The following is a 12,999-nucleotide window of genomic DNA, read 5'->3' on the forward strand; positions in this document are numbered from 1 at the left end:
ACAAAAAGGCAGTTGAAAGTTCGATTAAATCAAACTTTCAACTGCCTAATAAAAAATTGGACTTTTTCAGTGGCCTCTGTCCCTCACTGCGGGGTCTTTCCAGCCCGTTTTTCCGCAGGAGTCTCGCAAATTTACTTCCAAAATCATCATTATCGTTTCACAGAGCCTATATTAAAAATGGGCGACGTAACAGTACGGTTCAACTGTTATCGCCGCCTACCCTTTAACAATGCTTGGATATAAAGCTTTCTATTACTTCTTTTAATTCTTTGGGTGCCTCCAGCATACTCATATGTCCCGCCATTTTGATCGTTTGTTCACTAATATGACTACCAGATACAGAGTTTACCCTATCAGCTGGAACAACCTTGTCTTTTTCACCTTTAACGATTAAAACAGGTATATTTTCGTTGGCAAGTACATCGTTCCGATCTTTCCGTTCCCGCATTGCTTTTAACGTATCCGCAGCTCCTAAAGGACTCGTTGCATAGCCAATTTCTTTCATCTCTTGCACTACTTCTGGCATTTTTTCTAACGATTCGTCATCAAATAATTTAGGAATTAATCCATCTATAAAACTATGAATCCCTTCTGCTGCTATTTTTTCAATCGCCTTTGAACGTCCTTCCTTTCCTTCCTTTGTATCAGGATAAGCAGTTGAATGAATTAATCCATAACCCTTAAGCTTTTCTGGATACTTTTCTGCAAATGCTAAAGTGACATAGCCGCCAAGGGAATGTCCGAATAAATACACTTGATTGATGCCTTTATGTACTAAAAAGGAATACACATCCTCTGCCATATCTTCAATTAAAAAGGGGGCAGACGGAATATCTGATTGTCCATGACCTCTTAAATCAATGGTTATTATGTGAAACTTTTCTTGAAAGTAAGGAACAAGTTCCTTCCAGTAATCAGTACTCCCACAAAAGCCATGCAAAAGAACAATTGTCTCACCTTTTCCAAATTCATGATAGTGAAGGTTTACATCCATTATCAACACTCCTTTTTCAAATACCTCTAACATTCATTATAAACGAACAAGCGTACTACTCCAAGAACAAAAGCGGAAGCGCCCGTTTAGCGACGTATGGACTGGGCCCCGCTTCGACTGAGATAAGGCGAACCTTCCATCAGGGTGTTCTTTCCCTGATGGTTAGTTGAGCCGATCAGGTTTTTACGGGCAGTTTTTTATCCACTGTACATTTTTTTAGGTTATATCTTACTGCCCGTTAAAACGTGAAAAAGGAAACACGAAGAGCGAAAGCGATTCGATGTTGACTTATCGTAGGGAGGAGTGGGGTGGACACTAGTCGCTGGGCGCTGGCCGATTAAGAACGCCACATCCTGTGGCAACATCGGCACTAGTACGTCCTGTACGTCGGAGCTGGACGTCGATACATTACGATAAAAGTTATCCCAGACAACTATTTAATAATTTCCAATACAATTAAAAACATAAAGATATGAACAGCTTTAAGTCTCTTGCATAAAATAGACTGATTAAGCTGTTAGAGGAGAGATAAATGGCATGTCTTCTAAATCACCTGAGGAACCGAATAAAAAAGAGAAACAGGAACCTTTTAATGATTTTTTTAAATCAATGAATCATTTTTTTCAAGAAAAACCCGTCAAAGGCTTTTTACAAAGTATTGATGAGTTTTTTAACAACCCTTTTCCTTTTCCTTCTTCTTCATTTCACGTTGAGATGAAAGAGACAGATCAAGAGTATATCGTTTTAGCAGAACTCCCAGGTATAAAAAAAGAACAAATTCATATCGATATTTTTGAAAACCGTATGAAGATTTCAGTAAAAAATCATTCTATATTAGCAGAAGAAGATGATAAAAGGCACATTTATAAAAGACAACAGCCGATCCAGCAATCAAGCAGAACGATCACCTTCCATCAGCCTATTGACGAGAAAAAGGTAAAAGCATCCTATGAAGATGGATTATTAAGCATCCTTATCCAAAAAGGCATCGGAAAAAAGATTAATATTGACTAATTGCCCCTAATAAAAAGTGCCAAGTACCTTTTATTTGAAATAGTATGGGCTAGGCACTTTGGGATACTTCCTTCCTTATTACTTTTTATCTACATCGAGCCATTCCTCAAAATAAGCAGTTGGGACTTGAAAATAATTCTTTGTAAATCGAATAAACTCACTCGTATTGACTTCCTTATATTTGAATTCATTATAATAGTCTGATAAATATTGCATACCTACATCCTTAACATTGCTCCCTTTTAATTGGTATCGTTCATTAATCATTTTAAAAAGAGCGAGTGCAGGCTGGCCATAAATATATCCAACATCCTTATTTTTGTTTAAACTTACATTCGAAGCTTGATTGTACAAACCTCTTTGTTTGATTTTTTCCATTCGATATATGGACATCCCAAAAGCTTGATCTTCCAATTGATTTTTAGCGACATAATAATACATATCCGTTGCAAATTCGGTCATTCCTTCATCAAGCCATGCTTCATGATATGGATCATTGGAAACAACTCCATAAAAATATTGATGTGCAGTTTCATGAACAATAGATTCTTGATAAAATCTTTCGTCTTTTATATATGGATCTATCGTTACAATACCAGGATATTCCATAAACTCACCTTTATCCATGATGATATCAAATTGCCTTAGAGGGTATTCTCCAATTTTTTCTTGATAAAAGGATAAAGCGTTAACTGCCAAATTTAATGCAGCTTTAGGGTCTTTATTATGGTCATTTTTTGTAAAGAGTCTAACCGTAACACCATTCCTTGCTTCCTTTTCATATACATTCATATCTTTAACAGCTGCAATAAAAAATTCACGAACATTTTTTAATGTTACAGTCCCTTCATTCCTTTTCATAGAAGGATCCTGATCTGCGGAAGATATAAAAGAATAGCCTTTTGGCAATTTATAAGACACATGAAAATTTGAGAAATCAGTATGGTACGTTTCAAGCCCATCAAGATAGTCTTCCTTATTCCAATGATGTTGTTGGTAGGTTGCAAGCATAGGGTACCATTGAGCTAAATAGTAATTTTCATCTATCTTTGAAAATCGGCTTCCTTCCTCCGGTACTGTAAACGAATAAGTTATTTTTACAGAACCTTTTTTTCCTTTTTCCAATTGGTTTGCTAAAGAAATTTTAAATGTATCCTTTTTTAGTGAATAAGGTACGTTCTTCCCGTTCCATTTCACTTGTTTTATGTCAACGGTTGAAAAGCCTTCGACACCATCTAAATGATGACCTTTCTTAAAAACATTTGGAATAAAGTAAAATTCAAGATCATTCCAATTGTTGTCTGATTTGTTTTTGACTTCTATAGCTGCGACAACATTAAATGTTCCATTTTTAGTCATATTTAATTGGAGATTATAGTTCGCTAAGCTGCCATTTTTTACACCTATATTCGAATCCTTAGCCGCTACAACATAGGATCCTGCTGAGATAAAAGAAATCAATAGAAGAAGGAGTCCCCACTTTCCCCCCGTTAATTTCCACCATTTTCTTTGATCTCCAAATTTTTTCCGTATTGGCTTAATATGAGGATCTTGTCCTGTTTTGATCCATGGCGTTCGTTGATAATTTGATTGAAATCGATTTTTTAACCCATTGGCTAATAATGTGAAAGAGACTGTAGTAAAAAGCAAAATGGTTAATGGAATCATTAATATATACGTATTCCCATAAATATTTTGGCGCGCTTGTCCAACAAGACCTGCCAGCTCATTCGTTATGGAGTGGTAAAGAATAGGATCATACACCATCCTCGTACCGCCGATAAAAATATTGATCAACGCCAGCTGCCCCATCATGGTCATGACATATACAATTTCTAAAACAAACATAATAAGCAAGGATTCTTTTATTTGTGGAAAAATATGCTTCCAAATGATTCGATGTTTACTAGCTCCTAACGCTTTAGCAGATTCTACATACATCGATGAATATAATTGAGAAGATTTCTGGCGAACAGACGAAATAATGCTTGGAATACTAACCATAGAAGCTATTAAAATAAAATAGCCAACCAAAGTAGCTGTTGAAAGGGGACTATTAAAACTAATAGGATTTAAAAAAAAGTACAAAATTAAAAATAATGGGATATAGCTCCAAGCATTCTCAAATGCGATCATCCACCCAGGAGTTTTTTTCCAAATCCCTATGTATAATCCAGCTATAGAACCAATCAACATTTTTATGATCGTAACTGCTAGAGAGATAAAAACAGTATACTTCAAGCCATTAAGAATCATGGAAAATAAATCGTACCCCCATCTGTCTGTACCAAATGGATAGTTTTGATTTTTAAATGGCTCCAATGGTGGTGCAAGCATTGTTCCTTTATGATAATGTGGCTCTAGTGTTTCTGTTATCGAATGAGGAGCGAGAAATGATCCAAAGCTTGCAAAAAAAAGCATTACCGTTACAAAAAAAACACCCAAAATCAAAGAGTAATTAAAGCGTCTTAGCTTATTCATGGATAAAACCTCTTTTAAATACATAGAGTAATAATCTTACTGAAAAAAAGACAATTATTGAGATGGCCAGAATTAAAAATAAACCTATGGCAATCGGTTGAATTTCATTGCTTTGAAAAATAAATTTCGTAATTCCAGAGACATTCATTATGTATTCAACAATGAATAAATTTCCAATTGCTATGGAAATCACTTTTTTTAATTCTGATAGGATAAAAGGTTCAATATTTAAATAGATATGTTGAGTATTTAGATAATGAGTCGATAATCCTTTAGATACACCAGTTCTAACATAATCCTCACTACTCGATTGGTAATATTTAACTGAAATGTTTTTAAATAAGTAGAGTGTCGGAGAAATTCCAATTAATAAGGTTGGGAACCATGTATTCAATGGGCCTGCGTCTGGTCTAAAAGAGATGATTCTAATCCCTGTTACTTTATAAAATAGGATCGCAAGCACCATTGAAAAAACAATTAAGATAAAATCTGGAATAGCAGATAAAATATTTAATAGTAAATTAAATATTCTTGTAAACCAAAATCTACTAATAAAAAGCCCAAATAGTAAGCTAACAATGATAGACGTAATGACTCCTACGATAACAATTTTTAAGCTCATCCAAAAATTATTTCCGATATCCTCTGAAATCATACGGGTCTGTGAGCCTAACTGGTACGTCCCTAAACTACCTTTGCTTAATTCAGAAAAAAAGGATTGATAAACTTTCGGCAGCAACTCGAAATTCCAATCAATTGATTGATTGTTTACATTAATAATCGTAGGTAAAGCTGCTAAGAAAAGAATTAACAGGATGACCAAAATAAAGTGTTCGATATGTCTTAACATAACAATCTCCTTCGCTGACTCGGAGTCACACATTTACGATTATTTTTCCATTTTCATACATAGATTGTCAATAACTTTCATTAAATTATTTTAATTTTCGAAATAAAAAAAAGCAGGAAGAAGCTAGTTTGCCTCCTGCATTTCATGAAAAATCATGCTAAATGAGTCAAAAATCAATAGAATTTCACCTACTAATGCTATGCTTTAAAAAAACCTCCAAAACCTTTTACTAATCCCGAAACCTGATTAACAGCGTTCATCATCATTCCAGCTGTATCCATTACTTTATTAAAATCAAATGATCCTTCCTGTGTTTTAAAGGAATTCATGATCGATTGCATACCCGATGGCTGCTTTGGCAAAAAGGATGGTTTAGGATAAGGATTCATATAAGGATACCCTCCTCCTACTGGCTCCTGTTGATATTTATTTTGAATGGGTTCTTCCTTTGGCTGCAAAGGGTTGTGAAAAACAGAATGCTGGTTGCTTTGAAATGCATATTGATTTACATTTTGAGGATATTGATAGGGTGTTTGATAAATACTTTGCTGTGGAAATGGCTCCTTTTGTAGATAAGGGGAATAGGGTATTTGCCCTTGATAACTCCAATATGACATCCCCCCCATTCCAGGGTATGGTTGTTCACGAAAATGATATGGATAATAATTGCTGTAATTATTAATTTGAGGCCTATATTGATTTCGATAAGAAAATTGTTCAGGACGACTGGAAAACATTCTTTTACGCCCAAACATAAACAATCATCTCCTTCAATGGTTCACTACTACAAAATATGAATCAGGCGCCCAATTGGTGCTAATATTAAATATACAAATCATCCTACTAAACTGTGTGCATCCTGTATTGACAGTTTAGCAAGATATATTGTTTTATTCGCTCCTTTTCAGATCCAGTATAATCGTTTCTAAAATGAACTGGACCGACTTTACATAGTTTATAAATCTTGTACGACTTGTTTCTGGAAAGAAGGCTTGGATAGAGATTAATTCCATATGATTATATGTTGACTCAATCTGTTCCATATGAATATGCTTAGGATTATCCTTATTTATCCAAATATAAACCTTCTCTTTCCATTTATCATTCACAAGCTTGACTTTATCAGCGAAAGGTTTAACCACCGTAAAAAAATCCGCTGCCTGTCCAGATGCTTTTACGTTTTCAAAAGTGTGCATGACTTCAATTGAATAAGTCATTAATTCCTTTGTTAGTTCTAATAAATCCTTTTTCATTTTGATCAACTCCATCAACAACTAAAGAAAAGAAGAAGGTGCCAAAATGCTGGGCACCTTCTCTAAAAGTATATCTATATTTTCATAAATGTCCAAATTCGAGCTTCATCTCTCTTGATTCAGTAATTATTTCATTATGAGATCCAACAAGCTCTGATTCTAAAACTCTCATTTTTTGGCGACAGCTTGAAAGTAACTCTATCTGTTGATCATTTAAATCCTTTTTGAAATGGATAACATTTCTTTGAATCATTGATTCGATTTTCTCTAACTCGCAACTCAGATCCGTTAGCATCGTGAGCAACTCTTCTTTTTGAATGGATTTTCCCATTTCAGATTCCTCCTATTCATATAAAGGACTTAGGTCATACACCATTGATCCCTACGTTTACGAGCAGAAAACCCAAATGTCATGAATTACAGCTTAATAAAATGATTCGCTCTTTTAAAAAAACCTCCTTCCACCTTGACAAAACTAGAAGCAATTCGTCAAAGAAACAAGATTTTTTCGATTTCACCTAGTTCTTTCGACAAAAATCTATATGAATAAAAGATAAGAAAAGGTCCATACTATCCTTTGGAGGTGAGATAAATGAAAAAAAAGGAACAACAAAACAAAACACAACCGAGAAATAACGAAAATACAAAAACTGGTTTTGGAGACAAAAAACTTCAAGGTGAAAACCGTCCGTCTACATAAAAAAGCAAATCATATAGAATTTCAAATTCCAACTTGAAAAAGCAAGGATTTCAACTTCCTTGCTTTTTTCTTATTTTCCCGTATGCTAATCCTCAAATACTTTCTTCCTATTTTTCATTGGTAAAATTTAATATTTTTTTAAAAATGAAACAAGAATCCATAGAATTTCGTCGAATAGTAGTAGAGCAATAAATGAAATAGGTTTTTCTTTGAAAAAATTTATCCCCCAAAAAGTTAATGACATTTGGTATGATTAGGAGTAGTTCGTGAGGTGACTACAATGAGCTTTCATTATCCAAACGGGAAACGCTATAATCCTGCTCAAAAAGAAGGGAAGCCAAAAAAAGAAAAGAAATGGATGTATGGAAATCGTGGAATGACGCTTGAAGAAGATATTAATGAATCAAACCAATTTTATCTTGAACAAGAAATAGCCGTTATTCATAAAAAACCAACGCCCATTCAAATTGTAAAAGTCGATTACCCTAAAAGAAGTGCAGCCGTCATTAAAGAAGCTTATTTTAAACAAGCTTCCACAACAGATTTTAATGGTGTATACAAAGGGAGATATATTGATTTTGAAGCAAAGGAAACAAAATTCCTTACTTCGCTTCCTTTAAAAAACTTTCACGCTCATCAAGTACAGCATATGAAGCAGGTAATTTCTCAAAACGGCATTTGCTTTGTCATTGTACGATTTTCTGCAACAGAGGAAATATATTTTCTCGATGCAAGCTACATTGTATCTTATTGGGATAGAATGGTGAAAGGTGGAAGAAAATCAATTACGAAGCAAGAGATCCATGAAAATGGGCATGCCATATCACTTGGTTTTCAGCCGAGAATTGACTATATTAAAATAATAGACGAAATATATAAGCTCCATTAAACGAAAAGGTTTGTGTTTTAAAAGGCAGAAAGGAAGGAAAAAGCTATGGCAGATAAGTATCAGACAAGAGAGGAGCGCCGCAGACAGCTTGAAGCTGCTAAGCAAAGCAGTAAAAAAGGCAAAAAGAAACGCAAAGGCTTCTTTAAACGATTGTTTCTGATCTTGTTGGCACTTGGATTAATTGGAATGATTTCTGGCGTTGTCACATTTGCTATGATGGTAAAAGATGCGCCAAAATTAAATGATAAAGCACTTAAGGATCCGATTTCCTCGGAAATCTATGATAAAGATGGAAAATTCGTGACTAGAATTGGTTCTGTCAAACGAGAATATGTGGAATATAAGGATATTCCTGATTTAGTCAAAAATGCAGTAATTGCTACAGAGGATTCTCGCTTTTATAAGCATCATGGTGTTGATCCAATCCGGCTTGGCGGAGCTGTGATAGCAAACTTTAAGGATGGATATGGAGCTGAAGGCGGAAGTACGATTACACAGCAGGTCGTCAAAAACTACTTCTTGCCATTTGATAAAACATTATCTAGGAAGGCTCAGGAAGCTTGGCTCGCTGTGCAGCTTGAGCGAAAATATTCAAAGAATGAAATCTTTGAAATGTATGTCAATAAAATCTTTATGGGCGGTCAAATAAGTGGGATTGCTACCGCTTCTGATGTATATTTTGGAAAACCGTTAAAGGACCTAACATTACCTGAAGCTGCTATGCTTGCAGGCATGCCGCAAAGTCCAAATAATTATAACCCTTTCACAAATCCTGACAGAGCAGAAAAAAGAAGAAATATTGTCCTGTCATTAATGCATCAGCATGGGTATATTACACAACAAGAAATGGAAGAAGCAAAAAAAGTTCCCGTTACAGCTTCTCTTAGAAAGGAGGAAGACCGTGAAAAAGATGACCTCCCTTATGATAATTTTATTGGAGAAGTAACAAAGGAGCTTAAGGAAAAGTATCCTGACATTAATCCCTTTACGGATGGATTAAAAATATATACAACCATAGACACCACTGCACAGGATTATGTCGATCAAATCATGTATGGAAATGAAATCATTCAATTTCCAGATGAGCAATTCCAAGCAGGAATTACCCTTTTAGATACCAAAACGGGAGAAATAAGAGCAATTGGCGGTGATCGCAATCCGAATGGCAAATTTGAATTTAACTATGCAACAGAACACACTCGTCAGCCAGGATCCACAATCAAGCCAATTTTAGATTATGGTCCAGCGATTGAATATTTAAAATGGGGTACGTATCATACACTAGATGATAAACCTTATACCTATAAGAACGGGACTCCAATTAACAACTGGGATAACAAGCATTTGGGACCAATGACGATGCGTGAGGCATTAGCTCAATCACGAAATATTCCAGCACTGCAGGCTCTTCAAGCTGTAGAAGATTCTTCAGGATTAGATCAAGCGAAGGATTTCGCTGTACAATTAGGAATTCCTTTAAATGATATTGTTGAAGCGTATGCGATTGGTGGATTAAAAAATGGGGTTACCACCCTTCAAATGGCTGGTGCCTACAGTGCTTTTGGTAATGAAGGAATTTATACCACTCCCCACGCTGTTAAATCGTTAGAGCTGCGTGATGGGACGAAAATCAATTTAGAGCCCGAATCAAAGGTTGTAATGAAGGATTATACAGCGTTCCTGATTACAGATATGCTAAAAAGTGTTGTGAACAGTTCAACCGGAACTGGGCGCACTGCAAATGTACCAGGTCTTCCGCTTGCTGGGAAAACAGGGACAACAAATTATACAAATGAAGAAAAATCAAAATATAAAATCCCAAGAGATGCAGTACCTGATGCTTGGTTTGCAGGCTACACGACAAATTACACAGCCGCAGTTTGGACCGGATATAAAGATCGTAAAAATTATGTTTCAAAAGGAAGTAATCAGAGAATAGCACAGCAAATATTTAAAAATGTTATGCAACAGGTTTCTAAAGGTACTCACACAGCAGACTTTACCGTTCCTAAAAGTGTAGAAAAGGTAGCGATTGAAAAGGGAACGATGCCAGCACAGCTGGCAGGAAAATTCACACCTGATAATCAAGTTGTATATGAATATGCAGTAAAAGGAAACCTTCCTAGTCAAGTTTCTCAAAAATATGATAAGCTTGAAGCTCCATCAAATGTATCAGCTGTATACGATGAAATGGCAAATGGGATTAATTTATCATGGAGTTATAATCAAAATCAAAAGGATGTCCAGTTTAATGTAACCTTTTCAAAAGATGGTGGGAATGAGGAAACGATTACGACAACTAGTGAAACAAACCTTAAAATAGCAGGTGCCACCTCTGGAAGTACCTATACATTTAAAGTAACGGCTGTTAAGGGCGATCAGAAAAGTGACGCGTCAACGGGATCTGTAAAAATACCTGATCAAAACAATGATAATGAATTTAACACAGATGATAAGAGCGATGAAAATCAGTCTGATGACAACAATAACCAAAATAATGGGAATCAAAATGAAAACGGCAATAACCCTAGCAGCAACGATCAAGGCAATAACAGCAATACAAATAGCAATACTCCTGCTCCAAATACGAATAATAATGGAAATACTGACGAAAATCAAAATAACGGAAACACACCTACGATTCCAGCTGTTCCAGCTCCTCCAAACACAGATGGAACTGGGCAAACAAATGGAACATAATATTTGATATTATTACATGTTAAAAAGCGTCTAAGCTATCGCTTAGACGCTTTTTTTATTGCCATTTTTTTTGCATAGAGCTTTTCCATTTCATTGATGAGTTCCTTCAGCTGAATAAAGGATGGAAAAATCGCTGGCTGCTTTAAAAGAAATTCTAGTCTTTCATTTATATTAACAGGATGTATTTTCATTTTTTCAATATCGTTCATCGAACGTAATTGTACTGGCAATTCATTCGTCCAAAAAATAAGTTCAATTAAAAGACTAATCCCTATTTTCATTAGACCATATGCCTTTTTCTTTTCTCTCTTTTTAAATATTTCTTCCAGCTCTTCCTTTACTATCTTCCATTTATTCAAGAGAGTGGGAATAGATTGTTCAATACTTTCCCATGGCCTAAAAGCTGGTATATGTGAATAGTGGGCGGCTTCATAAAGGAATAGAAAATCAATTTGAAAGTTATTGTTGTACTCATCTTTCCATATCATTTCGTTTTCTTGAAAAAAAAATGAGTGTCTGAGCTGATCAGGTATAACCATTTGTTTATCAGCTAACATCTTTCTTCATGCTTCCTTTCATTCTTTTTTTCCCTTCACGGCATACTTCTAAAAGTGGACACGATTCACATTGTGGATTTTGAGCTTTACAATGGTATCGTCCAAAAAAGATTAATCGGTGGTGAGTGACGGACCACTCTTCCATTGGAATTTTCTTCATTAACGTTTTCTCCACTTCTAGCACAGAATCCTTCCACTTACAAAAGGCCAATCTCTTACTTACCCTTTCTACATGAGTATCAACAGCAATAGCTGGCATGCCAAATGCAACTGAAGCTACTACGTTGGCTGTTTTTCGTCCAACTCCAGGAAGCTTCGTTAGCTCATCACGATCCTCTGGAACGATTCCATCGTACTCTTCAATTAACATTTTACAAAGCTTTTGTATATTTTTTGCTTTATTTCGAAATAGTCCAATTGATCGAATATCCTGCTGCAGCTCTTCTAATTCAACCCTTAAATAATCTTCTGGTTTTTTATATTTTTTAAAAAGCTCTTTTGTTACTTTATTTACGAGTGCGTCAGTGCATTGAGCTGAGAGTGCGACAGCAATTACAAGCTCAAATGGGTTGGAATGAACAAGCTCACAATGAGCATCTGGGAACATTCTCCCCATTTCATCCAAACAAAATCTTATTTCCTTTTTATTTAACATATTTTCACCACTCAACATTTAAAAATTTTTTTCCAGAAAAAAAGAGAGCGCCCTGCTCTCCTTTACCCGTTATTATTGTAGGAAATCTAGTAAAAGATCCATCAACCATCATTGCTCTAGCCAATTATAAAATGGAACTGAATTAGATTGATGATTCGAGGAATCAGGTTTAGTCTTTAACAGTGAATGATTCTGGCGAAACTTTCTGCCATAGCTTTTGGCTTGCTCGATCGTTCTTATCCCGTTCTTTTTCCATTCAAATAGGATTCGATCAATATATCGAAAGTTTAATTTTCCAGATATGACAGCTTCACGCAAGGCTGCCTTAATGATGATTGGATCATGCCGATCATCATCCATCCACATTGCAAGTGTTTCGCATTCAAAGGGTGATAAAGGGCGACCGAATTCTTTTTCAAAACAAGTATATAAGTCCGTTTCCTCTTGTTTTAATAAAGATTTTTCACTTTGCTTTTCTTGCATCACCATTAAATGAAATAATTTTTCCCATAAAGGTTCTAATGAATATCTTTCATATCTTATTCCATCAGGATTATTCCCATCTTTAATTTCAATAAAGCCTCTTTGGATCAATGATCTAAGTATTTCTATACATTCAGAAACTTCAATCGTCATGCAGGAAGATAATTCTGTAGGAGTAGGAAAATCATTACCTTTTTCAATAAATAAACGCACTTGTAAAAGTAATACAAATTCTTTTTCACTTAATTTTAATTGGCGGTATTGTGTTAACAATGCTACAGGGATAGACATACTTCCTTCCTGCAGCCATTTTATCCATACTGATTTGTTCATGAAGGACACCTCCTTTTTAGTATATCATGAAGCTTTAATGGACGTAAGGAGCGGATAATAATTAAATAATGAAAAATCCGCTAAACGAAA

12 protein-coding genes are annotated in these 12,999 nt (G+C 35.2%); 3 read left to right on the forward strand and 9 right to left on the reverse strand.

Features of this window, described 5'->3' with window-relative positions; translation table 11 throughout:
- Positions 1-223 precede the first annotated feature (223 nt).
- On the reverse strand, positions 224-994 hold the full coding sequence (locus FDO66_RS14095) for an alpha/beta fold hydrolase (protein ID WP_258535735.1): 771 nt from the start codon (positions 992-994) through the stop codon (positions 224-226).
- A gap of 537 nt (positions 995-1,531) precedes the next feature.
- Between FDO66_RS14095 and FDO66_RS14100 the strand changes: the two genes are divergently transcribed.
- Positions 1,532-2,008, forward strand: coding sequence for an Hsp20/alpha crystallin family protein (locus FDO66_RS14100; protein WP_141433296.1), 477 nt, complete (start codon positions 1,532-1,534; stop codon positions 2,006-2,008).
- 78 nt (positions 2,009-2,086) lie between these two features.
- On the opposite strand, the gene FDO66_RS14105 is transcribed toward FDO66_RS14100, so the two are convergent.
- The 5 genes from FDO66_RS14105 to FDO66_RS14125 all read right to left on the reverse strand — a co-directional run bounded on the left by FDO66_RS14105 (position 2,087) and on the right by FDO66_RS14125 (position 6,923).
- Positions 2,087-4,489: an ABC transporter permease subunit gene (locus tag FDO66_RS14105; protein ID WP_141433297.1), complete on the reverse strand. Its 2,403-nt coding sequence runs from the start codon at positions 4,487-4,489 to the stop codon at positions 2,087-2,089.
- Entirely contained in the window at positions 4,482-5,339 is an 858-nt protein-coding gene (locus tag FDO66_RS14110; protein ID WP_141433298.1) for an ABC transporter permease subunit, read from the reverse strand. The genes FDO66_RS14105 and FDO66_RS14110 overlap by 8 nt, the downstream gene beginning before the upstream one ends.
- Positions 5,340-5,536: 197 nt before the next feature.
- Positions 5,537-6,094: a YppG family protein gene (locus FDO66_RS14115; protein ID WP_258535736.1), complete on the reverse strand. Its 558-nt coding sequence runs from the start codon at positions 6,092-6,094 to the stop codon at positions 5,537-5,539.
- Positions 6,095-6,229: 135 nt separating this feature from the next.
- A complete protein-coding gene (locus FDO66_RS14120) occupies positions 6,230-6,592 on the reverse strand; it encodes a YppE family protein (RefSeq protein ID WP_141433299.1) in 363 nt (120 codons plus the stop codon).
- 82 nt (positions 6,593-6,674) lie between these two features.
- On the reverse strand, positions 6,675-6,923 hold the full coding sequence (locus FDO66_RS14125) for a hypothetical protein (protein ID WP_141433300.1): 249 nt from the start codon (positions 6,921-6,923) through the stop codon (positions 6,675-6,677).
- A gap of 649 nt (positions 6,924-7,572) precedes the next feature.
- Between FDO66_RS14125 and recU the strand changes: the two genes are divergently transcribed.
- Both recU and FDO66_RS14135 read left to right on the forward strand, forming a co-directional pair.
- Entirely contained in the window at positions 7,573-8,181 is a 609-nt protein-coding gene (recU, locus tag FDO66_RS14130) for a Holliday junction resolvase RecU (RefSeq protein ID WP_141433301.1), read from the forward strand.
- Positions 8,182-8,226: 45 nt separating this feature from the next.
- Positions 8,227-10,881: a penicillin-binding protein 1A gene (locus tag FDO66_RS14135; protein ID WP_141433302.1), complete on the forward strand. Its 2,655-nt coding sequence runs from the start codon at positions 8,227-8,229 to the stop codon at positions 10,879-10,881.
- A 35-nt stretch (positions 10,882-10,916) separates the two neighbouring features.
- Here the strand turns inward: FDO66_RS14135 and FDO66_RS14140 are convergent, their stop codons facing one another.
- The 3 genes from FDO66_RS14140 to FDO66_RS14150 form a co-directional block, all read right to left on the reverse strand.
- Positions 10,917-11,438, reverse strand: a complete 522-nt coding sequence (locus tag FDO66_RS14140; RefSeq protein WP_141433303.1) for a YpoC family protein — start codon at positions 11,436-11,438, stop codon at positions 10,917-10,919.
- On the reverse strand, positions 11,428-12,093 hold the full coding sequence (nth, locus tag FDO66_RS14145) for an endonuclease III (RefSeq protein ID WP_141433304.1): 666 nt from the start codon (positions 12,091-12,093) through the stop codon (positions 11,428-11,430). The genes FDO66_RS14140 and nth overlap by 11 nt, the downstream gene beginning before the upstream one ends.
- 108 nt (positions 12,094-12,201) lie before the next feature.
- Positions 12,202-12,909 (reverse strand): DnaD domain-containing protein, encoded by a 708-nt coding sequence (locus FDO66_RS14150; protein WP_141433305.1) that lies wholly within the window; start codon positions 12,907-12,909, stop codon positions 12,202-12,204.
- Between the last annotated feature and the right edge of the window lie 90 nt (positions 12,910-12,999).

The sequence above is a fragment of the Bacillus sp. 03113 genome, from assembly GCF_006546985.1.
GTDB lineage: Bacteria > Bacillota > Bacilli > Bacillales > Cytobacillaceae > VATK01.

What these genes read in the sequence shown, in the direction of transcription:
- FDO66_RS14095 (WP_258535735.1), bottom strand. Translation starts at nt 994, where the DNA reads ATGGATGTAAACCTTCACTATCATGAATTTGGAAAAGGTGAGACAATT.
- FDO66_RS14100 (WP_141433296.1), top strand. Translation starts at nt 1,532, where the DNA reads ATGTCTTCTAAATCACCTGAGGAACCGAATAAAAAAGAGAAACAGGAA.
- FDO66_RS14105 (WP_141433297.1), bottom strand. Translation starts at nt 4,489, where the DNA reads ATGAATAAGCTAAGACGCTTTAATTACTCTTTGATTTTGGGTGTTTTT.
- FDO66_RS14110 (WP_141433298.1), bottom strand. Translation starts at nt 5,339, where the DNA reads ATGTTAAGACATATCGAACACTTTATTTTGGTCATCCTGTTAATTCTT.
- FDO66_RS14115 (WP_258535736.1), bottom strand. Translation starts at nt 6,094, where the DNA reads ATGTTTGGGCGTAAAAGAATGTTTTCCAGTCGTCCTGAACAATTTTCT.
- FDO66_RS14120 (WP_141433299.1), bottom strand. Translation starts at nt 6,592, where the DNA reads ATGAAAAAGGATTTATTAGAACTAACAAAGGAATTAATGACTTATTCA.
- FDO66_RS14125 (WP_141433300.1), bottom strand. Translation starts at nt 6,923, where the DNA reads ATGGGAAAATCCATTCAAAAAGAAGAGTTGCTCACGATGCTAACGGAT.
- recU (WP_141433301.1), top strand. Translation starts at nt 7,573, where the DNA reads ATGAGCTTTCATTATCCAAACGGGAAACGCTATAATCCTGCTCAAAAA.
- FDO66_RS14135 (WP_141433302.1), top strand. Translation starts at nt 8,227, where the DNA reads ATGGCAGATAAGTATCAGACAAGAGAGGAGCGCCGCAGACAGCTTGAA.
- FDO66_RS14140 (WP_141433303.1), bottom strand. Translation starts at nt 11,438, where the DNA reads ATGTTAGCTGATAAACAAATGGTTATACCTGATCAGCTCAGACACTCA.
- nth (WP_141433304.1), bottom strand. Translation starts at nt 12,093, where the DNA reads ATGTTAAATAAAAAGGAAATAAGATTTTGTTTGGATGAAATGGGGAGA.
- FDO66_RS14150 (WP_141433305.1), bottom strand. Translation starts at nt 12,909, where the DNA reads ATGAACAAATCAGTATGGATAAAATGGCTGCAGGAAGGAAGTATGTCT.